General features: G+C 65.8%; 26 protein-coding genes and 1 other RNA gene. 16 read left to right on the top strand and 11 right to left on the bottom strand.

The window, feature by feature from the left end; translation table 11 throughout:
* Nucleotides 1-287 precede the first annotated feature (287 nt).
* Both ACP69Z_RS13205 and ACP69Z_RS13200 read left to right on the top strand, forming a co-directional pair.
* Nucleotides 288-644 (top strand): DUF3140 domain-containing protein, encoded by a 357-nt coding sequence (locus ACP69Z_RS13205; protein WP_426267923.1) that lies wholly within the window; start codon nucleotides 288-290, stop codon nucleotides 642-644.
* A 72-nt stretch (nucleotides 645-716) separates the two neighbouring features.
* Nucleotides 717-1,661, top strand: a complete 945-nt coding sequence (locus ACP69Z_RS13200) for an energy transducer TonB (RefSeq protein WP_426267922.1) — start codon at nucleotides 717-719, stop codon at nucleotides 1,659-1,661.
* Here the strand turns inward: ACP69Z_RS13200 and ACP69Z_RS13195 are convergent, their stop codons facing one another.
* Both ACP69Z_RS13195 and ACP69Z_RS13190 read right to left on the bottom strand, forming a co-directional pair.
* Complete coding sequence (locus ACP69Z_RS13195; protein WP_426267921.1) at nucleotides 1,662-2,114, bottom strand: DUF3597 domain-containing protein; 453 nt, start codon at nucleotides 2,112-2,114, stop codon at nucleotides 1,662-1,664.
* Between the two features lie 3 nt (nucleotides 2,115-2,117).
* Nucleotides 2,118-2,573, bottom strand: a complete 456-nt coding sequence (locus ACP69Z_RS13190; protein ID WP_426267920.1) for a PA2169 family four-helix-bundle protein — start codon at nucleotides 2,571-2,573, stop codon at nucleotides 2,118-2,120.
* Between the two features lie 136 nt (nucleotides 2,574-2,709).
* On the opposite strand from ACP69Z_RS13190, the gene ACP69Z_RS13185 reads away from it, so the two are divergent.
* Together ACP69Z_RS13185 and ACP69Z_RS13180 are read left to right on the top strand one after the other, a co-directional pair.
* The gene (locus ACP69Z_RS13185) at nucleotides 2,710-3,492 is read left to right on the top strand and encodes an energy transducer TonB (protein ID WP_426267919.1); all 783 of its coding nucleotides are present in this window, start codon (nucleotides 2,710-2,712) and stop codon (nucleotides 3,490-3,492) included.
* Between the two features lie 73 nt (nucleotides 3,493-3,565).
* On the top strand, nucleotides 3,566-4,867 hold the full coding sequence (locus ACP69Z_RS13180; protein WP_426267918.1) for a dicarboxylate/amino acid:cation symporter: 1,302 nt from the start codon (nucleotides 3,566-3,568) through the stop codon (nucleotides 4,865-4,867).
* Here the strand turns inward: ACP69Z_RS13180 and ACP69Z_RS13175 are convergent.
* Both ACP69Z_RS13175 and ACP69Z_RS13170 read right to left on the bottom strand, forming a co-directional pair.
* On the bottom strand, nucleotides 4,864-5,613 hold the full coding sequence (locus ACP69Z_RS13175; protein WP_426267917.1) for a LytR/AlgR family response regulator transcription factor: 750 nt from the start codon (nucleotides 5,611-5,613) through the stop codon (nucleotides 4,864-4,866). The two genes, ACP69Z_RS13180 and ACP69Z_RS13175, sit on opposite strands and share 4 nt — an antisense overlap.
* Nucleotides 5,606-6,850: a sensor histidine kinase gene (locus ACP69Z_RS13170; RefSeq protein WP_426267916.1), complete on the bottom strand. Its 1,245-nt coding sequence runs from the start codon at nucleotides 6,848-6,850 to the stop codon at nucleotides 5,606-5,608. Before ACP69Z_RS13170 ends, ACP69Z_RS13175 begins: the two co-directional genes overlap by 8 nt.
* A gap of 133 nt (nucleotides 6,851-6,983) precedes the next feature.
* Here ACP69Z_RS13170 and ACP69Z_RS13165 point away from each other — a divergent pair, with 133 nt between their 5' ends.
* Together ACP69Z_RS13165 and ACP69Z_RS13160 are read left to right on the top strand one after the other, a co-directional pair.
* Nucleotides 6,984-7,196 carry a hypothetical protein gene (locus tag ACP69Z_RS13165; protein ID WP_426267915.1) on the top strand — a complete coding sequence of 71 codons (213 nt, stop codon included), beginning with the start codon at nucleotides 6,984-6,986 and terminating at the stop codon, nucleotides 7,194-7,196.
* A 202-nt stretch (nucleotides 7,197-7,398) separates the two neighbouring features.
* Nucleotides 7,399-7,950 (top strand): hypothetical protein, encoded by a 552-nt coding sequence (locus ACP69Z_RS13160; protein WP_426267914.1) that lies wholly within the window; start codon nucleotides 7,399-7,401, stop codon nucleotides 7,948-7,950.
* Nucleotides 7,951-8,034: 84 nt separating this feature from the next.
* Here the strand turns inward: ACP69Z_RS13160 and ACP69Z_RS13155 are convergent, their stop codons facing one another.
* From ACP69Z_RS13155 to ACP69Z_RS13145, 3 genes are read right to left on the bottom strand one after another with little or no spacing between them, the layout of a single operon-like run.
* The gene (locus ACP69Z_RS13155) at nucleotides 8,035-8,517 is read right to left on the bottom strand and encodes a 5' nucleotidase, NT5C type (protein ID WP_426267913.1); all 483 of its coding nucleotides are present in this window, start codon (nucleotides 8,515-8,517) and stop codon (nucleotides 8,035-8,037) included.
* Entirely contained in the window at nucleotides 8,517-8,870 is a 354-nt protein-coding gene (locus tag ACP69Z_RS13150) for a hypothetical protein (protein ID WP_426267912.1), read from the bottom strand. Before ACP69Z_RS13150 ends, ACP69Z_RS13155 begins: the two co-directional genes overlap by 1 nt.
* A gap of 11 nt (nucleotides 8,871-8,881) precedes the next feature.
* The gene (locus tag ACP69Z_RS13145) at nucleotides 8,882-10,264 is read right to left on the bottom strand and encodes a Mur ligase family protein (protein ID WP_426267911.1); all 1,383 of its coding nucleotides are present in this window, start codon (nucleotides 10,262-10,264) and stop codon (nucleotides 8,882-8,884) included.
* 51 nt (nucleotides 10,265-10,315) lie between these two features.
* On the opposite strand from ACP69Z_RS13145, the gene ACP69Z_RS13140 reads away from it, so the two are divergent.
* Together ACP69Z_RS13140 and ACP69Z_RS13135 are read left to right on the top strand one after the other, a co-directional pair.
* Nucleotides 10,316-11,137, top strand: coding sequence for an LD-carboxypeptidase (locus ACP69Z_RS13140; RefSeq protein WP_426267910.1), 822 nt, complete (start codon nucleotides 10,316-10,318; stop codon nucleotides 11,135-11,137).
* 63 nt (nucleotides 11,138-11,200) lie between these two features.
* On the top strand, nucleotides 11,201-11,476 hold the full coding sequence (locus tag ACP69Z_RS13135; RefSeq protein WP_314446528.1) for an SWIB/MDM2 domain-containing protein: 276 nt from the start codon (nucleotides 11,201-11,203) through the stop codon (nucleotides 11,474-11,476).
* 90 nt (nucleotides 11,477-11,566) lie between these two features.
* Here ACP69Z_RS13135 and ACP69Z_RS13130 read toward each other — a convergent pair whose 3' ends face one another.
* The 3 genes from ACP69Z_RS13130 to ACP69Z_RS13120 all read right to left on the bottom strand — a co-directional run bounded on the left by ACP69Z_RS13130 (nucleotide 11,567) and on the right by ACP69Z_RS13120 (nucleotide 13,319).
* Nucleotides 11,567-12,274, bottom strand: coding sequence for an extensin family protein (locus ACP69Z_RS13130; protein ID WP_426267909.1), 708 nt, complete (start codon nucleotides 12,272-12,274; stop codon nucleotides 11,567-11,569).
* A 28-nt stretch (nucleotides 12,275-12,302) separates the two neighbouring features.
* Entirely contained in the window at nucleotides 12,303-12,938 is a 636-nt protein-coding gene (locus ACP69Z_RS13125) for an NUDIX hydrolase (RefSeq protein ID WP_426267908.1), read from the bottom strand.
* Between the two features lie 90 nt (nucleotides 12,939-13,028).
* Entirely contained in the window at nucleotides 13,029-13,319 is a 291-nt protein-coding gene (locus tag ACP69Z_RS13120; RefSeq protein WP_426267907.1) for a hypothetical protein, read from the bottom strand.
* A gap of 94 nt (nucleotides 13,320-13,413) precedes the next feature.
* Between ACP69Z_RS13120 and ssrA the strand changes: the two genes are divergently transcribed.
* The 7 genes from ssrA to ACP69Z_RS13085 all read left to right on the top strand — a co-directional run bounded on the left by ssrA (nucleotide 13,414) and on the right by ACP69Z_RS13085 (nucleotide 19,304).
* Nucleotides 13,414-13,756: a transfer-messenger RNA gene (ssrA, locus tag ACP69Z_RS13115) on the top strand.
* A gap of 119 nt (nucleotides 13,757-13,875) precedes the next feature.
* Nucleotides 13,876-14,463: a LemA family protein gene (locus ACP69Z_RS13110; RefSeq protein ID WP_426267906.1), complete on the top strand. Its 588-nt coding sequence runs from the start codon at nucleotides 13,876-13,878 to the stop codon at nucleotides 14,461-14,463.
* The gene (locus tag ACP69Z_RS13105) at nucleotides 14,464-14,970 is read left to right on the top strand and encodes a TPM domain-containing protein (protein WP_426267905.1); all 507 of its coding nucleotides are present in this window, start codon (nucleotides 14,464-14,466) and stop codon (nucleotides 14,968-14,970) included.
* Nucleotides 14,967-15,794: a TPM domain-containing protein gene (locus tag ACP69Z_RS13100; protein WP_426267904.1), complete on the top strand. Its 828-nt coding sequence runs from the start codon at nucleotides 14,967-14,969 to the stop codon at nucleotides 15,792-15,794. Before ACP69Z_RS13105 ends, ACP69Z_RS13100 begins: the two co-directional genes overlap by 4 nt.
* A complete protein-coding gene (locus ACP69Z_RS13095) occupies nucleotides 15,788-16,465 on the top strand; it encodes a TPM domain-containing protein (RefSeq protein ID WP_426267903.1) in 678 nt (225 codons plus the stop codon). The genes ACP69Z_RS13100 and ACP69Z_RS13095 overlap by 7 nt, the downstream gene beginning before the upstream one ends.
* A complete protein-coding gene (locus tag ACP69Z_RS13090) occupies nucleotides 16,462-16,998 on the top strand; it encodes an NUDIX hydrolase (RefSeq protein ID WP_426267902.1) in 537 nt (178 codons plus the stop codon). Before ACP69Z_RS13095 ends, ACP69Z_RS13090 begins: the two co-directional genes overlap by 4 nt.
* Nucleotides 16,999-17,138: 140 nt before the next feature.
* A complete protein-coding gene (locus tag ACP69Z_RS13085) occupies nucleotides 17,139-19,304 on the top strand; it encodes a M3 family metallopeptidase (protein ID WP_426267901.1) in 2,166 nt (721 codons plus the stop codon).
* Between the two features lie 44 nt (nucleotides 19,305-19,348).
* Here the strand turns inward: ACP69Z_RS13085 and ACP69Z_RS13080 are convergent, their stop codons facing one another.
* Entirely contained in the window at nucleotides 19,349-20,416 is a 1,068-nt protein-coding gene (locus tag ACP69Z_RS13080; protein ID WP_426267900.1) for a phosphotransferase family protein, read from the bottom strand.
* A gap of 62 nt (nucleotides 20,417-20,478) precedes the next feature.
* On the opposite strand from ACP69Z_RS13080, the gene ACP69Z_RS13075 reads away from it, so the two are divergent.
* Nucleotides 20,479-21,324: a metallophosphoesterase family protein gene (locus tag ACP69Z_RS13075; RefSeq protein WP_426267899.1), complete on the top strand. Its 846-nt coding sequence runs from the start codon at nucleotides 20,479-20,481 to the stop codon at nucleotides 21,322-21,324.
* The last annotated feature ends 1 nt before the right edge of the window (nucleotide 21,325 follow it).

Raw genomic sequence — 21,325 nt, 5'->3', positions numbered from 1 at the left:
GGAGCGGAAGCCGCGGGGAAGAGCCCGGGAGACCGGGCAGCCGATCGAGACCGACGCGACGCCTGAGCGAGTGCGCAAGGATCGTGGAGTGCCGACGCTTTTCCTTCGGGATGGAGTGTCAGCAAGAAGCGAAGACCGGTAATCTCACGCTCGGCGCAGTGGGGCTCGGCAGCAATGCCGGGCCCCATTTCTGTTTGGGCGGGCACAACGCGTGCGCCGACCTGACCTCAAGGCCAGCAGCACCAGCCGAGGCTTGGCGCGTTCTCCTCCGCGAGGAGGAGTGAACCATGGCCGACACCATCGATGCCGACGAACGCAGCGAGATCCGCAAGGACTTCCGGGAAGCGGTCAACATGACTCCGACCGAGCTCGAGAAATGGCTCGACACCGAGGAAAGCAAGGAAGTCGGCTGGAAGGGCGAGGATGGCAAGGGTTCGGGCGAAAGCGTCGGGCACAAGTCGGGCAAGCGCATTGTCGAGTTGCTGCACAAGAAGGCAGCCGATCTTGATGACAGCGATCTGGCGCACATGAAGAAAGTGACGGGCTATGTGCATCGCCACCTGGCGCAGAAGCCCTCTCACCCCGATGGCTCGCGATGGGAAGCGAGCCTCAAGAACTGGGGGCATGATCCGGCCAAGAAGTAGCGCCGCTTTCGGGTGCTCGACAGCCAGCGGCAAACGGCTAGGCTGGAGATCACCTGTTCGGAGGCTGTGCGCGTGTCCCTGTTGGCCATCCTGGGCCTCAGCCTTTCGGCTCCGGCGGTTCCGGCCAAGTCGGTGGAGAATCTTGCCGCTTACCTGTCGCCGGACGATTACCCGCGCGAGGCCATCCGTAACGAAGAGCAGGGGTTCGTGGCCTATCGCCTCTCGATAGACGCAGATGGATCGGTAAGCGCCTGCGCGGTGGAGGCGAGTAGCGGATCGGCATCGCTCGACGTGGCGACCTGCCGTATCCTTAGCGAGCGGGCGCGCTTCACCCCGGCGAGGGATCGCCGCGGCCGGGCGGTGCCCGACAGCGTGTCCGGCCGCGTCCGCTGGGCACTGCCCGACAAAGCTGCCGGGAGCTCGGCCCTCCAGGATTCGCTGCGGGCCATCCATAATGTTTGGGAGGTGACGGCCGGCGGGCGTCAGCGCTCCTGCCGCCGCGAACTTGTCTTTGAAGCCGGCGAGCGAGTGAATGTGGGCGAGTGCAACCCGCTCGACCTTAAATTCGTGGCCGCGGCCGCCGGATATCTCCAGGCACGACCGGAGGAGGTTCTAACCATCCGTCTCGAGAACCGGTGGCTGATCGATGCTGCCCTGCCGTTTGCGCCAATCCCGGCACATCGCGGCGAGATATTGGTGCGGGGAGAGGGCGATTACCGCCTGAACGACGATCTGACCGTGCGGGACTGTGTCGAGGGACGGTTCTCGGCCCGCTTCAACTGGCGTCCGGCACCCTGCTTTCGCAAGAGCTTCGCCGAACAGGTGCCCGCCGCGACGCGCAACCTGCGGATGGAAGTGCAATGGGTGGTGAGCCGCGGTCCCGACACGGAGCGGCCGGCGCAGATGCCGACCTTCGTGAGCGCCGACGGCAAGATGGTGGTCCCGCTCGACGTTCGTCCGCGGGACGACAAGGGAGGTGGTGCGAACCCCCTCGAAGGGGGTCCGCACCAGCCCTGATCAATCGATAAAGCTCGCCGGCACGCGGCCGCCATTGGCAGCAAGCTGCTTCATGGTGGCCTTGTGCAGCCAGATGTTCATTTCGGCCGAGCCGTTCAGCTCACCCGTGTAACCTAGTTCCTGCGCGAGCTCTTTGCGGTTCTCGAGACTGGAATCGATTCCGAGCAGCTTCATCAGGTCGACGATCGACGACTTGTAGTTGAGGTCGGGATTGCCGCGCTGGCGGCTGATGTCGGCCAGCACCTGTTCGACGTCGACGTCCGTCTGCTGTGTGGTCCCGGCCTGGGTGATCGATTGACCCAGTGGCTGGCCACCTTGCGACTGCTGCTGCTGCTGTTGCTGCTGCTGGAGCGGCGGACCGCCGGCCATGCCAGCCGGGATGGTCGGGCGGTTACCCGGTCCCGGATCCTTGTGGCCGAAGATCGCGCCCTTGATCTTGTCGAAGATCCCCATGCGTCAGGCCTCCAGGCCGTGCTTCAGGCTGCTGATCTGGTCATGGCCCTGGCGCACCGACTGGTAAGCGCGTTCGATGATCGTGCGGGTTTCTGGCGCAGCATCGGTCGCGTTCAGCGCCGCTTCGAACTTCTCCTTGAGATAGTCCTCCCCGCGCTCGACCTCATTGATGATGGCCTTGTCGTCGCGCCCGGTGACCGCCGCCTTAAGGTCGAGGAAGCGCTGGTGGGTAGCGCCAAGGAAGCTGCCGTCGTCCGGCGCATTGCCGCCAAGGCGGGTGATCTCCGAACGAAGTTCCTCGACAATCCGGCTGCGCTCGTCGGCATTGCGGCGGAAGAGCTCCTGGAAGCGGGTGCCTTCGGCGTTCTGGGCAGCGTCGCGGTAGCCGTTGACGCTGTCGATGAGGGTGGTGGTGAGGGTTTCGAGCGTGCCCGTGCCCTTGTTGTCCGAACCGATCATATGCTGTCTCCTTACAAAGGATGAAGTTACCGCCCCTCAACGCGCCTGCTCCGCGGTTTGTTCGCAGGCAGCGCGAGTTTTCGGGCGAACGGAGACTCGTGCTTGTCAGGCCGAAGCCTGCTGATAAGCTCGGCCCATGCGAGCCTTTTTCATGCGTTTTGCGGTGCTCGGCCTCCTCGGCTTCCCTCATCCTGCAGCGGCAGCGCCGATGGCGCCGACGGGACGATGGATCGTCAATTTCGACGATGCTCAGTGCGTAGCGTCGCGTGCCTATGGCGAGGACCAATTGTTCCTGAAGGCGTCACCGCTCGGCGACGTGGTCCAATTCGGCATCGTGCAGCCGGGCCGCTCCGGTCCTGCGCAGCAGGTGGAGACCGAGATCAGGCCGGCAGCGGGTGAAATGTATCGGGGCAATGCGGTGATGTGGAGCACTGGCGGCGAAAAGTCGCAGCGGGTGCGCCTGATCAACATGCCAGCGGCCGAATTCGAGCGGCTGTCCGCATCGCCGACCCTGTCGCTCAAGATCGGCGAACTGCGCCGCGATTACGTCATTCCAGCCATGCCGGACCTCGCCAAGGTAATGAAAAGCTGCGTCGAGGACCTGCAGCGTGCGTGGAGCGCGGAGGGCGGCACGCCGGCAGTGGCGGTTGCAAGCCTGGCCAGTTTCTTCACCGACGACGATTATCCCGACGAAGCCGTGCGCCGCGAGTGGAGCGGCACCACGGCCTTCGCCCTGTTGGTCAACGAACAGGGCAAGGTCGCTGATTGCATGGTTGTCGAGACCAGCGGGCAGGCGAGCCTCGATACCCAGAGCTGCGCCGTCTTGAAGCGCCGGGCGCGCTTCACGCCAGCCCGCGACAGGGCGGGCAAGCCGACCAGGGACAAGGTGAAGGGCCGGATCGCCTGGCGCATTCCTTGACGCGTCGGGCTTGCACGCTCTTGGTGCGCCGCTAGGCAGGGTGCTGCGTGCTCGCGCCTGGAGTTGAACTTGGATGAATGACGCAAACGCCGCATCGCCGGCTCGCCCTGCCGGATCTGGCGGCAAGAGCGCGTTGCTGCTGATGGCCGCGCTGATCGTCGGGCTGGTGCTCGGCATCGTCGTGGCCGGCCTCGGCGACGGCATAAAGGAGCCGCTGGTGCAAACGGCGGCGCTGATCGGCGGGCTGTGGCTCGACGCGCTGCGGATGACGGTGATCCCTCTGATCGTCGCACTGCTGGTGGTGGGCGTGGTCGGCGGTGCCGATGCCGCGCGCGCGGGCGGCCTGGCGGCAAAGGCAGTCGCCTGGTTTGTCGGCTTCTACATCTTCTCGGCGGTGTTCGGTGCGGTAATGACCCCGGCGCTGCTGGCGGTGTTTCCCTTGCCGCAAGCCGCGGCGCAGGCGCTTCAGGCAGGCCTTGCCGGAGTTGACCAGAGCGCCACTGCGGCCGCGGTGCCGACCGTGGCCGACTTTTTCAAGACGATCATCCCGCCCAATCCGATCGCGGCGGCTGCCAACGATCAGATCCTTCCTCTGGTCTTCTTCACTGCGGTGTTTGCCTTTGCCCTTGCCAAGGTCGAGCGGGAGCGGCGGGCCGGCGTGCTCGGCTTTTTCGAAGGCGTGTCGGATGCCATGCTGCGGGTCATCGGCTGGGTCCTGTGGCTGGCGCCCATCGGTGTGCTGGCACTCGCCTTTGCAGTGGGTGCGGGCGCGGGCGGATCGGCCTTGGGCGCGGTGGTCCATTACGTGCTGATCCTGTCGGCGCTGGGCGTATTCCTGACGCTGGTCGGGTTCGGCATTGCCATTTTGGTTGCCGGCTATGCCCCCGGCGCCTTTTTCAAGGCGATCACCGGACCGATGGTGGTGGCGCTGTCGACGCGTTCCTCGCTCGCTTCGCTTCCGACCATGCTGCAAAGCGCAGCGGATCTGCGCATTCCGCAGCGTGACGCCGATGTCGTGCTGCCGCTCGCCGTGGCCTTGTTCCGGGCGACCGGCCCGGCGATGAACATCGGCGTTGCGCTGTATGTGGCCCACTGGCTTGGCGTGGAGATCAGCTGGACGGGTTATATCGCCGGTATCGCGGTGGCCGCGATGGCGAGCCTTGGTGCGGTCAGCCTGCCGGGGCAGATCAGCTTCGTCACCTCGATCGCGCCGATCAGCATCGCGCTTGGTGTGCCGATCGAGCCGTTGGCGCTGCTGCTGGCGCTGGAAACGATCCCCGACACCTTTCGCACGCTCGGCAACGTGGTGCTCGACGTTGCGGTGACGGGCGCGGTGTCCGAGGAGCAGACGGAGGATAGCGGGGCAGCGGTTTAGCGCCCCGCAATCTCCCGCACGCAATCGGCGTAAAGGCGGCCGACCGGCTGCTCGGTCCCGTCCGCCAGCCGCGCGATCCAGCGGCCGGAGGCATTGCGCTGGAACCCGCTGATGAAATCGCGGCGGACAATTGCCGAGCGATGCAGGCGGACGAACACCGCGGGATCGAGCCCTTCTTCGAGGGCGGCCATGCTGTGGTGGATAAGCCAGCTCCGTGGACCGACGTGGAGGCGCATGTAGTCGCGCTCGGCCGAAACACGGTCGATGTCGATCGCGCGGATGCGAACCAGCCCGCTAAGGTCCGAGGCCCAGAATTCGTCGAGGTACTCACCAGCCACAGGAGCGACGGTCGCCCCTTGCTCACGGCGCCGTTCCAGATGGTCGCGGGCCCGTTCCAACGCGCGTTCCAGCCGCTGGGGATCGACGGGTTTGACGAGGTAATCGACGGCTTCGACCTCGAAGGCGGAGACGGCGAATTGGTCAAAGGCGGTGACAAAGATCACTGCCGGCCGGGTTCCCGCTCGTCCAAGCTCCCGCGCGACGTCGATGCCGTCCATGCCCGGCATCGCGATGTCGAGGAGCAAGAGGTCGGGCCGCAGTGCGTCGGCCATACGGCAGGCGCTTTCGCCGTCGCTGGCGGTGCCGACCAGATCGATCCCGCCGATCCGGGCGAGCAACAGTTGCAGCCGCTCGGTCGCAAGCGGCTCGTCGTCTACGACCAGGGTCCTGAGAGCGGGCTCATCCATCGTCGCGGCTCGTCGGAAGGGTGAGCGCGACCTTGTAGCCGCCGCCGTTCAAAGGTCCATGTTCGACCGCCGCTGCCCTTCCAAAACGGGCGCTGAGGCGCTGGGCGACATTGACCAGCCCGACCTTGGTGCCGGCGGGCGGCGCCGGCCTTCGCGGAGACTTGAGCGCCACCCCACCGAAATTGCTGATCTCGATCCGGAGGCGGCCCGGCAGGGGCTCTTCCGCCGCGATCCGCAGCGTTACCTTGTCGCGTGTGTTGCCAAGCCCGTATTTGATCGCATTCTCGACGATCGGTTGGAGGATGAGCGCGGGCAGGCGGGCGGAGGTTAGCGCGTCGGGCACGTCGATCTCGACGTTCAGGCGGCGCGGGAAACGAACCTTTTCGATGTCGAGATATAGTCGCTGAAGCTCGATCTCTTCGGCCAGGCTGACGTCGGCGGTGGGATCGGTCGACAGGCTGGACCGGAAAAAGGTCGACAGCTTGAGGATCATCTCCTCCGCTTCAGCCGAACGACCGGTCATCACCAGGCTCGACAGGCTGTTCAGCGTATTGAACAGGAAGTGCGGATTGACCTGGTAGCGGAGCGCCCGGACCTGCGCTTGCTGGGCCGCGCTTTCGGCGGCAGCGGCGCGCTTCTGGAGGTCGAGCGCCTGCTGCTGGCTCATCGCCGCGAGATAGACTGCGGACCAAGCGGCGAAGAAGAACAGCCACACGACAGCGGTGTCGGCCGCCACCCGGAACTGTTCGCGCTGACCAAGGTCGGTGAGGCGGGGGGCGGAAAACACCACCGGGTCGGCGGCGCCGCGTTCGATCCGGACCTGATCGCCTTTCTGCACCAGCACCACGCCGTCGCGGGCCTGGATGCGGATCTCTTCGCGGCTGGTCTTGAGGTGGCCTTCGCTCATCACCAGGCTGCCGGCGAGCGCGGCCGAGGCGAGCAGCGAGCCGATGCCCGCCACCACTGCCTTGCGGCGCATGGACTGGCCGCGGCTGAGGCTCGCAATGGCGGCATAGAGGAGGATGGTGAGGATGATGCCGAAGGAAACCGTCATCACCTTGTTGGCGAGCACGGTCAGCGGGTCGCTGCCAAGGAAGGCTCTGGCGACGATGGTGATGCAGTAGATCGCCCAGAAGCCGAAGATCGTCTTCATCGCCAGCTTCCAGTCGGCGAAGCGGGGCGGCGCGAGCGCGCTGCTGCCAAGGACCAGGCGATCGCTGGGAAGGGGCATGTTCATAGGATCTGAGAGTGCCGACCGGGGGGCGCCAGCGCAACCGCCCGATTGCCGGTTGCCGAAGCGCGGGCGCCTTTGGTCGAAGCGGAACGGGCGCGCTGCCAAGAACGTTGTTGCAGCGAAAGGAAGATTGTGAATGACCGAGCAGAGGGGAGCCGAGGCGCCGCCCGCCGTACAGAGCGGCGATCCGGATCGTGAACTGGAGAAGAAGCTGCGCCGTGATCCGGGCAACGAAGATGCCAAAGTGGATGTCGGCAGCGATGAATCCATGGATGCTTCGGACCCACCGTCGGCCTCGCAGCCGGGCTGCGGTGACGAACCCGTGCCGTCCAGCGGCTTTCCCGGCTGAGGCCGCCCGCCGGTCAAGGTGAGTTGATCACGCAGTTGCAGGATTGTGACAGCTGCCCGACTTTGCGCAGCTGAACCAATAAGCACGTGCAATCGCCGTCCGAACCGGTTTCAATATGAACCGGGGTTGGGTCGATGGTTAAGCAAGTGGAAACGCTTGAATCGGCATATCTTCCAGCCCTGAGTGTAAGGAGCTGGGTGCCATGACGACGCGTTCGATGCAGCCTGCCGGTGGGGCGTTGCTGCTGAGCGAAATGAAGGAGTTTGCGGGGTTCCCGAAAGCGACCCAGCGCTACATTCGCCGCAGCCTCGACATCGCCTTTGGCCGCCGTGACGCGCTTGAGTGCTGGGCGCGCGATGAAGGCGAAGCCGCGTCGATCCGTGCACAGGGCCGGCTCTACAAGCAGCTCGACGCGCTTCGGATGCAGGTGCCGGACGACAGCGGGCTCGACACCATCGACCCGTTCATGGGCCTGCTGATCACCGTCACCGCCTTCGATCTTGGTCAGGATCGTATCCCGAACTTCGCGGCCTTCCGCTTCCTCTACGAGCGCCTGCTCGGAGCGGCGGCGCGGCCGTGGCTGCCGGCCGCCTTCTGCGCTGCTGCGGCGCTGCCGCACCTCCACCCCGATCGCCGCCGGCTGCTGCTGCAGTCGATCAGCGAAAGCGCCGCGACCGCGCCGGGCTGGTCGAACCGCGAAGCCGTGTTCTGGCCGGAATGGGTCGAGAAGGTCGATATGGCGGACGCCGCCTAACAGAGACGTCGCCCCGGCGAAGGCCGGGGCCTCGTTTGTCAAAGGCGCAACTGCTCCTGAGGTCCCGGCCTGCGCTGGGACTGACTAAGCCTTCACGCTCGGATAGATCTCCGCCAGGCGCGCGATGCTTTCGCGCGCACTGGTGTGCAGGATGTAGATCCCGCCCGCTTGCTCCCACGCTGCCATGTGACGCTCGCTGTCGTCCACCAGCACGTCCGCACCCGCCATGTGCCGGTGCTTGTCGCGGGCCATGCAGGTGATGATGGGGACGCCGGGAAAATGCTCGGCCGCCCACGCCACCTTCTGTGGCGCGGCCCATTTACCGATGGGAAGGCCGGTGAGGATGGTCGGCTTGAGGTGCCTGACCGCGTCGAACAGCTCGTCCGCGTCCGGCATCTTGGGAAGCGTGGCGTAGAAATCATCGGCGCGGGCAAGCCGCTTCCAGAACTCGCCCTTGCCGCGCCTGGCCTCGAAGGTCTTGGCGTCGGTGCCGAGCAGCTTGCGCACCCCGGCATCGAAATTCGCCAGTACGCCATCGCAATCGAGAAACAGCTTCGGCTCGGCCATCAGAAGCGAGCGGGGGTGAGGGTGATCGGCACGGGGTGGTCGAGCTCCTTCCACCCGCGCTCCTTCAGCACCTCGTTGCTTTCCTTGGCCGTGCGACCGGAGGCGAGCGACCAGGTGATGTGATAGGTCGAACCGTCCGGCCGATCGACGGTGCCATCAATGGTCACCACCATGGCTTCCACCCCACTGTCATCGTCGGTGCGGCCGACGATCGCGGCTTTCACCTCGTGCGGCGGGTCGTTCTTGCGCACATCCAGCGTGACGTGATCGGCCACCACCTCGGCATAGCGGGGCGGATGGTCGCGGAGCAGGGTTTCGCGTTCGGCGCGATCGAGTTTCCAGCCATTGGTCATGGCGCTGTCAATCAGCCGCGCTGGCCCAAGTTCCCGACCAGCTCGGCCGCAAATTCGCTCAGTGTGTCGTCGCGGGCGCCGAGGATGGCGATGGTGTCGCCGGAGCGGGCGAGGTCGAGCAAGCGCGCGGCGATGGCGGGGCGTTCGGGCAGATGCTCCGCCTGGCCGCCTTGGGCGCGGACGGCGTCGACCAGCCATTCCGAGCCGCGGGAGCGATCGACGGTGCCGCCCTGATAGACGGGATCAGAGAGGATCAGCACGTCGTCGCTGCGGAGGCCTCCCGCAAAGGTGGCGGCGAGCTCGTCGCCCATCTTCGCGAGCGGGCCGTAGCCGTGCGGCTGGAACATGACGAGCAAGCGGCCCGGCCGGGCGGTCAGGGTCGCGAGCGTCGCGGCGATCTTGTCCGGGTTGTGGGCGAAATCGTCGATGACCGTGACGCCGCCCGCCGTGCCGACGGTCTCGAGGCGGCGCTTCAGGCCTTGGAACGAGGCGAGCGCGGCTGCAGCGTCGGCCAGCGGCACGCCGAGCGCGAGGGTCGCGGCGATGGCTGCAAGTGCGTTGCCGGCATTATGACGGCCGGGGAGGGGCAAGCGGACTTCGGCTTGATCGCCGCCCGCTGTGATGGTGAAGGCGCTGCCCTTGGCCTCAAGGTTCAGCTCGGAGCCGAGCACGGTGCAGTCGCCCTCGAAGCCGAAGCCGATGGCGCCCGCTGGCGCGAGCGCGCGGCTTTCCGCATCGTCCATGTTGACCACCGCCTTGCCCGCCGCGGCGAGGAAGCCGCCGAACAGCGCGCGGAGTTCGTCCATTTCCTTGTGGTCGCGGCTGACGTTGTTCAGCACCGCGACTGATGGACGGTAGAGCGCGATCGAGCCGTCGCTTTCATCGACTTCGCTGACGAACAGGTCGGGGTCGCCGACCAGCGCGCTGGCGAACGGCGTTGCGGGCGAGACGAAGTTCTTCATCACCGCGCCGTTCATCACCGTCGGCTTACGGCCTGCATGGTGGAGGATCCAGCCGATCATGCCGGTGACGGTCGACTTGCCCGAGGTGCCGCCAACGGCGACGCTGGTGGCCGCGTCGTTGAGAAGTTCGGCGAGCAGCTGCGGCCGGGTGAGGTGGGGGAGGCCAAGCTCCTTCGCGCGGGCGACGTCGGGGATGGTCGATTCGACCGCGGCGGAGGTGACGAGGGTCATGCCGGGCGCAAGGCCACTGCCGTCCTGCGCGAACAGCTCGATGCCTTGCGCACGGAGAAACTCGAACTTGGCGCCGAGCCGGCCGGCATCGAGCGCGCGGTCGGAGCCGGCGACGCTGCCGCCGCGGGCGCGGACGATGCACGCGAGGGGAAGCATGCCGCTGCCGCCGATGCCGCAGAAGAAGGTGCTGGAAGAGGTCATGCCGCCCGCCCTATTGAGGACATGGGCCAAGGGCAACGGAGCGCGTGCGTCATGAGGATCGGAGTGGTGGCGCCAAGCTGCCCGTTGAACGTCGCGGCAGCCGAACGGGTGCAATCGCTGGCGGCGCAGGTCGGCGCAAACCTCGTCATCCACCCCCAATGCTTCCTCGAAGAGGGCCATTTTGCCGGACCCGACGATATACGGCTGGGCGCCCTGCGCGAGATGCTGGCCGATCCCGAGATCGAAGCGGTGTGGTTCGCGCGCGGCGGCTATGGCTCCAATCGCATCGCCCCAGCTCTCCTCCGCGACCTGCCGGAAGGCGCACGGTGGAAGCGAGTGGTCGGCTACAGCGATGGCGGGTTCCTGCTGGCGGCGTTGCACAAGGCGGGGCTGGCGGTGGCGCATGGCCCGATGGTCCAGGACGTGCTCCGCGAGGATGGCGACCAAGCCGTGCTGAGGACCCTGCGCTGGCTCGCTAAGAACGATTTCGATGGGCTGGAGCCGGACCTCGCCGGACCCGCATTCGCGTTCAACCTGGTGGTGCTCTCGAGCCTCATGGGGACCGAGCTCGAACCCGACTTCTCCGGCGCAGAGCTGTTGATCGAGGAAGTGGACGAGGAGCTGTACCGGATCGACCGTTTCCTGTTTCACGTCAGCAGCCAGCCGGGCTTTGCCAAGCTCCGCCAACTGCGTCTTGGTCGGTGCGCGCTCAAGGCAAATGATCGTCCTTTCGGGGCCGAGCTGGAAGCGGTTGTACGCCACTGGTGCGAGCGGTCCGGCGTCGCTTACGGCGGCCGCGCCGACATCGGGCATGATGCTCTCAATCGCGTGGTACCATTCCCTCTGCGGAACAGAGGGGCGTCTCTCTCGTAACCGCCTCTTGCAGAGGGGCGCGCTTTGCGCTCTATCTTCTTACCGAACCAACAGGAGGGCCACATGGCAAAGGAAGCGAGCGGGACTGGGCGTAAGGCAGGGGGCGGTCTCGCACGGCCCGTTCAACCGTCGCCCGATCTCGCCAAGATCGTCGGCAACGACCCGCTGCCGCGCAGCGAAGTCGTCTCGAAGGTGTGGGATCACATTCGCAAGAACAACCTGCAGAACCCTCAGAACAAGCGCGAAATCGTCGCTGACGACAAGCTGCAGAAGATCTTCGGCAAGGACCGTTGCACCATGTTCGAAATGAACAAGCACCTGTCCAAGCATCTGTCGTAAGCGCGTCTAGCGACGCTGCTCGAAGGGGGGGGGGCTCGCCGATGAGGCGAGCCCTCTTTCGTTGGGGCAAAGGGGCGACTCGGCCTCGTCTCAGCGGCAGGCGCGCCAGCCTCCGGGGCCGCGGTTCGCGGTGTCGAGGTGCAGGTGGTCGCGATGCGCCGCATTATAGTCGGGTGAGAGCACGGTGCTGAACACCCGGCACGCCGCGTCACGGGCAGCGCGCAGAAAGGCGGCATCCTCCGGCCGGCCTTGCCAGTCGCGCAGCACCGAAAGGCGCCGGCCATCCGCCAGCTCGAAACCGAGAATGTCGACGGCGTCCGCCGTGGCATGTTCGCTGAAGGGGCCGTCCGTACGATTGTAGAGGCGACGGCAGGAATAGCTGCCGGCATGGACAAAGCGGCGGACGCCGGTGCCGAGCAGGCGCTGCGACTCGGCTTCGACCTGCCGCTCCCACACGCTCAGCGCGGCCGCCACGGGGCAACTGGTGACCAGCCCACCAGGTGACGGCGCAATGTCGAGGGAGAGCAAGGTACCGTCCTCGTAGCCGCAGCTTTCGGAGGGCCGGCGCGCGGGGGCGGGGCGACTTTGGTTGCCGGCGGCGGCAAGCAGCGCCCGGCAGCGCGGCGCGTCCTCACCAAGGCCCGCGATCTTGGCGGCGGTGAAGCGGCCCGGCGGCGCAGTGAGGTCGAGCTCGGCCCATGGCATGTCCTGGCGGTGACGCTGCATCCAGGCTGCCCCCTCGATGATGACAACCGCTAGCAGGGTGAAGACAAGGAAGATCCGGATTGCGCCGCGCATTGCCTTGTTCAACGAAGGCAAGCGGCAATCAGGCCCGAAGGGCGCGATCCAGCCTTTCGGACGTAACCGGATAGCCGAGGTGGTCGGGGATCACGAGGTGGGGCTCACCGGCCCGATCCTCGATCCATGGACTGATGATCTCGACAGGGTGGGCAAGGGCATGGTCGCGCGCTTGCGTGAAGCTGCCGAACTGGGCCAGCCGCTCGAGATTGCGGATGGTCGGGAAGATGGCGGCGGCGTGTCCGGCGGCGATGTCGTCGAGCATGGCACCGGCCGATACCCACAACGCCCGCTCGCATTCGCCCGGCTGAGGGCGCAGGGGTCCGGCGTTGGCGGGGCAGGGGGCGAGGAAGAAGAAGGTGTCGAAACGGCGGTGATGCACGTTGTCCGGGCGCCAGCGTGCGAAAGGCACGAGGCTGTCGAGGCCGACCTCGAGCCCGGTCTCTTCCGCGGTTTCGCGCACAGCAGCGCGGGCGGCGGCTTGTTCGAGCGTGTCGGCCTCTTCCCAATCAATGGGATCGATCCGCCCGCCCGGAAATACCATCGCGCCCGCGGCGAACGCCATGGTTCGCGGGCGCTCCACCATCAGCAGGTCGGGCGGGCCCGTCTCGACATCGCGGAGCACGACAAGGGTCGCTGCGGGAATGGCCTCACTGTCGGTCATGACCACTGAGATGAGGCAGCATGAGCCAAAAGAAAAGGCCGGCCTCCCGCTGGGAGACCGGCCTTCACCATCAAACGCTTGCGCGCCTGATTACATCGCGTTGACGGCAGCAGCCGCGCCAGCGCCGTTGGCGGCGTTGACGTCGGCCTCGTCGATGGCCTCTTCCTTGCGATCACCTTCGGCTTCGAGGGCGTCAGCCTGGTTCTCGAGGGTCGCGGCTTCAGCCGGAGTTGCGGCGTTGTCGGCAGCGGCTTCCAGGTTGTCGGCAGCGGCTTCGTAGTTGTCGTTGACGTTGTCGCCGAGCGAATCATCGCCCTTGCCGCCGCAAGCGGCGAGAGCGAGAGCAGCAGCGCCAACCAGCGCGAATGAAAGCTTCTTCATGGTGTACACTCCCCTTATGGTTCTTGTGACCCGCGGTTCTTTACCCGCTTGACGGCGCCCAACGCCAGCAATTTCCTTTCGGTTCCATCACGACCGTCTTGGAATAGGGATGCCGAAGGCTTATAACGGTCGGGCCGGGCAACCGGCTATGCTGGTAGAGTGTAGGTAGAAATAAACATTTCGGACCCGGGGGGCAGTACCCCGGCGCCTCCACCACCGGGGCCGCAGCGCGGCTTCGCTGATGGGGGCGAAACAGGATCGACGGATGCAGTAAAGTGCTTGCTGCCAGCGGGCTTGGATCGGCCCTAAAACGGTCATTCTCACAAGTGCCAACGATAACGAGGCGCTCGCGATTGCTGCGTAACTGACGGCCTAACGGTCAGAAGTTACAAAGCTTAAGCGCGGTTGGACCGAACCGGGCAACAGAATCGGATTCCAGCGGTACGGGGAGCACCGGGCAACAGAAGCTCCCCACTTCCTCATCCCCTGCTTGCGGCGCCGCGGTGTCCCACCTACGTAAGGCACCAGCAATGCCTTCAGGGGGAGCCTTTACGCCATGACCACTCTTCGTCGCCTCGGCCTTCTCGCGCCGCTTGCCGCCTTGTCGCTGGCGGGCTGCGGTCTCAATTCGGTCCCGACCGCCGAAGAGAACGTCAACGCCAATTGGGGCGATCTGCAGAGCGAGTATCAGCGCCGCTCCGACCTCATCCCCAACCTCGTGAACACGGTGAAGGGCGCCGCTCAGCAGGAAAAGAGCGTGCTGGTCGAGGTGACCGAAGCTCGCGCCGGCGCCAATCGCATTCAGCTCAGCCCGGCCGATCTGTCGGACCCGGCAAAGGTCAGCGCGTTCAACGACGCGCAGAACCGGATCACGCTCAGCCTTCAGCGGCTCCAGGAAGCCTATCCTGAGCTCAAGACCAACCAGAACTTCCTGACCCTGCAGAGCCAGATCGAGGGAACGGAGAACAGCATCCTCGTCGCTCGTCGCGATTACAACGAGGCGGTGCAGGGCTATAACACCCGCATTCGGACCTTCCCGGACGCGGTCGGCGCGAAGATCTTCTATGGCGCCAAGCCCAAAGTCCCGTTCGAGGCCGCCGCTGCTGCGCAGAGCGCGCCGACGGTCGATTTCAACGCGCAGTAAGTGATCCGCCGGTTCCTCACTGCGCCCCTCCTCCTTAGCCTGGTCGCGTGCGGTCAGGCGCCGGCCGGAGGCGACACGATCCACGAGCGGGACCGGACGGATGCCGATCCCTCCTTCCGGATCGCCAGAACGGAGAACCGGGGCCGGGTCATCGACACCGCAGGCGTCCTCTCCGCGTTGGAGGAAAAGACGATTGCCGCCCGGCTTGCCGCCTTGCGTGAGACCCGCGGGCTGACGGTCGTGGTGGTGACGCTGGTGCCGAGTGATGGAGACAGCATGGAGCGTATTGGCTGGGCGGTGAGTGGGCAGCGGGATGCCAAGGCCGCCGCAAAGCGTGCCTCGCTACTGTTGATCGATCCCAAGCTCGCCACGGTTCGCATCGAGGGTGCGCTTCCGCCCGAGCAGCGGGCAGCCATCGTTGGCGCCATGCAGTCCGAGTTGCGCGAAGGCCGGGTTGGATCCGCGATCGGACGGGCGCTCGAGCAGATCCAGCAGTTGCCGTTATGATCGTTCGTCGATTTCTTGCAGCGCTGCTGCTGCTGTTCGTGGCCATTCCGGCGGCGGCGCAGACCTTTCCGCCGCTGACCGGGCGGGTTGTCGATGCCGCGAACCTGCTTGATCCCGCGCAGGAAGCTGCACTTACCGAGAAACTTGCCGCGCTCGAACAGCAGTCGGGGCGCCAGCTGGTCGTCGCGACCCTCCCGAGCCTCGAGGGGCGCACGATCGAGGATTATGGCTATCGGCTCGGCCGCGAATGGGGGATCGGATCGGAAGAAGAGGACGACGGTGTCCTGCTGATCGTCGCGCCGAACGAGCGGAAGGTCCGGATCGAGACCGGCTATGGCGCGCGGGTTTTCCTGACCGATGCTTTGTCGAGCATCATCATTCGCAACGCGATCACCCCGCGCTTCAAGGCGGGGGACATGCCCGGCGGGATCGACGCCGGGGTCGATGCCATCGCCGAACAGATGCGGCTGCCGCCTGCAGAAGCGGCGAAAAGACTGCAGGAAGCGGAAGCCGGCGCGGCGTCGAGCAGAAGCTCTAACAGCGGAGCGGGGCTCTTTCCGCTCGTCTTCTGGGGGCTGGTGATCGGCTTTGTCTTTCTGAGCTTCGCGCGCCGTGCGTCGGGCCGCAAATATCGTGGCAAGCGGCGGCGGGGCGGCGGCATCGATCCCATGGTGGTCCTGTGGGGCCTCGACGTGCTGAGCCATGCCGCCCGCAATAGCGGCGGCGGAGGCGGCGGCTTTGGTGGATTCGGCGGCGGTGGCGGCGGCGGCTTCTCTGGCGGCGGCGGCAGCTTTGGCGGCGGCGGAGCGTCGGGGTCATGGTGACCCTGCGTCTTCAGCCCGACGACCACCGCAAGGTCAGCGAAGCCATCGCCAAGGCCGAAGCGGCAAGCGATGGCGAGATCCTGACCATCGTGTCGGCCGACAGCGACAGCTATCACGACGTGGCGCTGCATTGGGCGGTGGCGGCGATGATCGGCGTGCTGGCGCTTGCCGCGTGGCAAGCGGCCCGTCTGGCGAGCGCGTGGGAAGCTTTGTTCGGCTGGGGCGAGCAGGCGAGCGCGGGCGAAGTGTTGTTCGCGGCGATGGTGCTGGCAGTCGTCGGCTTCCTCCTGACCCTGCTGCTGCTGAAATCGCGTGCAGTCCGGCTTGCCCTCACTCCCGGTGCAACCAAGGGCCGCCGGGTGCGCCGCCGCGCTATTGCCTTGTTCCGCGCCGCTGCCGAGCGTCGCACGGTGGGCCGCACCGCCGTTCTCATCTATCTCAGCCTCGGCGAGCACCGTGCCGAGATCGTCGCCGACGAGGCGGTCGCCAAAGTGACCACGCCCGAATGCTGGGGCGATGCGATGGCCGAGCTGATCGGCCAGATCAAAGCCGGGCAACCCGGCGATGGCCTCGCGATGGCGGTGGAAGAAGTGGGCGAGGTGCTTGCCCGTCACTTCCCCAAGACCAGTGAGGACGTCAACGAGATCCCCGACAAGCTGATCGAATTGTGAGCCGCGATCCCGATTTCGATCTGCCGCCCGAGACCATGTGGGCGGGCCGCTTCGTCACCGCCCAGCGCAAGGGCAAGTGGGAATATGCCGGCCGGGTGGGCGGCATTCGCGCAGTGGTCGTGCTGGCCGAGCATGACGGTTGCTGGATCCTCGTCGAGCAGCCGCGCGCAGCGGTCGGTGGGCTGTGCCTCGAACTTCCGGCAGGGCTTGTCGGCGATCACGGTGACGGCGCCACGGTCGAAGGCACGGCGGTAAAGGAGCTGGAGGAAGAAACCGGCTTCACCGCCGAGCGCGTCGAGCGGCTCGGCGACTTCCATGCGTCGCCCGGCATGCTCAGCGAGAGTTTCACCCTGGTCCGCGCGCACGGCGTTCGCCGGGTCGGCGCCGGGGGCGGAGTCGCGGGGGAGGAGGAGATCACCGTCCACCTCGTGCCCAAGGCGGACCTAGCCAGCTTCGTTGCTTCTCGCCGGGCCGCGGGGGTTGCGATGGACGTCAAGATGCTGCTGCCGCTGGCTAGCTTTCTCCTAGCCTGATCAAGCACTTGGCCATGTTGGGTTAAGCGCTGGTGGCGCACCGAGGAGGTCACGCGCCTCCGCTTTGTCGAACAAGTCTTGGCAAAAGGCGGGGGAGGTTGGCACACATGCCGCCGTGACAATCATGAGGTCTCTCCTTGATGCTGAAGTCTGCCCTTCTTGCCGGTTCTTCCCTGCTTCTCCTTGCCGGCTGCGCCACCGTGCCGGCCGCTGAGCCTGCCGCCACTGCTCCCGCTGTCGCGGACGCCGCGCCGGTTGCGGCTGCGCCCGCGGTGCCGGACAACGTGCTGCTGGCCGACTGGACCGGCCCCTATGGCGGCGTCGTGCCGTGGGACAAGGTCAAGGTCAGCGACTTCGCGCCAGCACTGACCTTCGCGATCGACGAGCAGCGCCGCGAGTATCGCGCGATCGCCGACAACGCCGAAGCGCCGACCTTCGCCAACACCATCGAAGCAATGCAAAAGGCCGGCAATCGGCTCGACCGCGTGACCAGCGTGTTCGGGGTCTACACCGACAATCTGTCGACGCCCGAGATCCAGGCGCTCGACAAGGAGTGGAGCCCCAAGCTGTCGGCGGCGGGTGACGAGATCACGCTCGATCCCAAGCTCTTTGCCCGCATCGAGACGCTCTACAACAATCGCGCGGGCCTTGGTCTCGACGCGGTGCAGGACCGCCTGCTGACCCGCACCTACGAGAGCTTCGTGCGCAATGGCGCCAAGCTCGACGCGGCGCAGAAGCAGCAGCTCAGTGGCTACAATCAGCAGCTCGCGTCGCTATTCAGCGACTTCAATGCCAAGCTGCTGGCCGACGAAGGTACCTTCACGCAGGCGAGCGAGGCCGAGATGGCTGGCGTCCCCGCAGACATCAAGGCGGCCGCCGCCTCGGTGGCGAAAGACAAGGGCCTGCCTGCCGGCACCTATGCCATCCGCAACACCCGCTCGGCGTTTGAGCCGGTGCAGACGTTCGGCACCAATCGCGCGCTTCGCCAGAAGGTGTGGACCGCGTTCGTCAATCGCGGTGACAACGGCAATGCCAACGACACCAATGGCTTGATCAGCCAGATCGTGAAGTTGCGCGCCGACCGCGCCAAGCTGCTCGGCTTTCCGACCCATGCCCATTGGCGGATGCAGGACACCATGGCCAAGACCCCCGAGCGGGGCATGGACCTGATGATGCGGGTGTGGCCGGCGGCGGTTGCGCGAGCCAAGGAAGAGATCGCCGACATGGCGCCCTTCGCCCGTGCGGCGAAGATCACTACGATCGAACCGTGGGACACGCGCTTCCTTAATGAAAAGGTGCGCAAGGCCAAGTACGACCTGTCGGAAGAGGAGATCAAACCCTACTTCCAGCTCGATAATCTCGTGCAGGGCATGTTCTACAGCGCGGGTCGCCTGTACGACCTGCAGTTCAAGGAAAACACGGGGACCGTTCCGGTCTTCCATCCGGACGTTCGTACCTTTGAGGTGACCCGTCTCGGCAAGCCGGTCGGGCTGTTCTACCTCGACACCTATGGCCGCGAGGGCAAGCGCTCGGGCGCTTGGATGACCAGCTATCGCCTGCCGAGTGATCTGACGGGCCGCGATCCCGCGCTGGTCAGTAACAACAACAACTTCAACAAGCCGGAAGCCGGGCAGCCGGTGCTGGTCAGCCTCGACGATGCCTCGACGCTGTTCCACGAGTTCGGGCATGCCATCAATTACCTCCTGTCGGACGTCCGCTATCCGAGCTTCAACGGCTCGCAGCGCGACTTCGTGGAATATCCAAGCCAGGTGAACGAGAATTGGCTGCTGACCCGGCCGATCCTCGACCGCTTCGCGCTGCATTATCAGACCAAGCAGCCGATGCCGAAGGCGCTGGTCGACAAGATCGAGCGGGCGGACACCTTCGGGCAGGGCTTCCAGACGGTGGAATATCTGTCGTCGGCGCTGGTCGACATGAAGCTGCATCTGCTTCCGGGCGGCGTGGTCGACCCCGACAAGTTCGAGCGCGACACGCTGACCGAGCTTGGGATGCCGAGGGAAATGCGGATGCGTCACCGCCTGCCGCAGTTCGGGCACCTGTTCAGCTCGGACGCGTATTCGGCGGGCTATTACAGCTATCTGTGGTCGGAAACGATGGACGCCGACACCTGGGCGGCGTTCGAGGAGACGGGCGATCCGTTCAACAAGCAGATCGCCGACCGCTTCCGCGCACTTCTGCTGTCGACCGGCAACCAGACCGATCGGGCCGAGGCGTACCGCCAGTTCCGCGGGCGTGATCCGGATGTGACGGCGCTGCTGAAGCGCCGCGGCTTTCCGCTGAAGTAAATAACGAGGGCCGTCCCAGCGAAAGCCGGGGCGGCCCTTTTCTTCTAGAGCCGTGCAGTCTCGGCCTGTTTCCAGGCAAGCGCGGCCAAGGGGTCGAGCGCCGCCACGGTGGCTTCGGCGTGCGCGCTGGACGCATTGCCGCGCGCCAGCCGGCCCTTGATGCCGTGAATGATGGCAGCGAGGCGGAACAGGTTGAAGACCATCAGATAATCGTAGGCAGGGATGCTTGTCCGTCCGGTGCGGCGGCAATAAGCCGCGACGTAATCCTCTTCGATTGGGATGCCGAGGGCGGGGAGGTCGAGCCCGGCGAGGCCGGTGAACAGCCCGGCCGGCATCCGGTACATCATGCAATGATAGACGAAGTCGCTTTCGGGATCGCCGAGGGTCGACAGCTCCCAGTCGAGCACCGCGCGGACTTCCGGCTTTTCGGCGTCGAAGATCATGTTGTCGCATCGATAGTCGCCGTGGATCACCCGGCTTTCGCCGCGGTCGGGGGGCAGGTGCTTGCCGAGCCAATCGACCAGTCGGTCCATGTCGGCGTTCCGGCCAGCTTCGACATCACCGACATATTGCTTGGACCAGCGCGCGACCTGGCGTTCGACGAACCCGCCCGCCTTGCCATAATCGCCGAGCCCGATCGCCGCCGGATCGCAGCTGTGAAGCTGGGCGATGGTGGCGTTCATTGCGTCGAAGTGCGCGGCGCGGCTGTCGGGGCTTAGACCGGGAAACTGCGCTTCCCACACGATCCGCCCCGGCACCATGTCCATTACGAAGAAGGCGGTGCCGATGACACCGTCATCCTCGCACAGGCCGTGCACGCGGGGGACGGGAAAGCCCTGGCTCCCGAGCGCCGCCATCACCTTATATTCACGGTCCACCGCGTGCGCGCCCGGAAGCGTCTTGCCGGGCGGTTTCCTCCGCAGGACATAGGAAGCAGCGGGCGTATCGAGCTTGTAGGTCGGGTTGGATTGCCCGCCCTTGAACTGACTGACCGTCAGCGGTCCGGCGAAGCCACGAACATTCGCCTTCAGCCAATCTCCAAGCGCGGCTTCATCGAAACGGAGGCGTTCGGACACCTCGCGGGTGCCGGTATTGGCGGTGGTGCGGTCCATTGCGGGCACCCTAAGCAGCGCGCGACACGAAACAAGCCGCGGCGTCAGGGCTTTATGTCGCCATGGCCCGTCTCGTACATCTTTCCGACCTTCACTTCGGCGCGCATGACGACACCATCGTCGCGGCGGTGCTGAACGAAGTCGATGCCGCCGCCCCCGATCTCGTGATCATCAGCGGCGATTTCACCCAGCGCGCAAAGACCGAGCAATATCAGGAAGCCTGCCGCTTCCTTGAGACACTGCGTGATGCAGGGCACGAGATGCTGGCGGTGCCGGGCAATCACGACGTGCCCCTATATGACGTCTTTCGCCGCTTCCTGTCGCCGCTGGGCCGGTACAAGAAGTATATCGATGAGACGCTCTGCCCCTGGCACCGGCTCGACGGGGTGTCGGTGCTCGGTCTCAACACCGCGCGGTCGCTGACCATCAAGGATGGACGGATCAATTCGGAACAGCGCGACTTCGTGTGCAAGCATTTCGAGGAAGCGCCGACAGGTGACCTCAAGGTGCTGGTGACACACCATCCCTTGTTCGCCCTTCCGGTCAGCGACGAAGGCATTCTCGGCCGCGCCGTCGGGCATCAGGAAAAGGCGCTGGATGTGGTCAACGAGCTCGGCATCGACCTGCTACTCGCCGGGCACAACCATCGTGCCTCGACCCACCAGGCGCGTGATCTCGTCACCCGCGCTGGCGGGGCCTTGGTGGTGCAGGCGGGCACGGCCACCTCCGTCCGCACGCGTGAGGAGGAGCAAAGCTTCAACATCCTTGAGGTCGAGCCGGGGTCGGTCACTCTCGGGCTGAAGCGCTGGACCGGTGCGGCGTTCGAAAGCGCGGAACCGACCCGCTTCGTCAAGGAAGACAACGCCTGGAAGCGGGCCGAGGTGCTTGCCGACCCCGCCGAGGCTTGAG

Origin of the sequence: Sphingomonas sp. LHG3443-2 (assembly GCF_049896405.1) — a bacterium.
Classification (GTDB): Bacteria; Pseudomonadota; Alphaproteobacteria; order Sphingomonadales; family Sphingomonadaceae; genus Sphingomicrobium.
The sequence above is the reverse complement of the archived record's forward strand: the minus strand, read 5'-3'. Positions and strand labels throughout refer to the sequence as shown.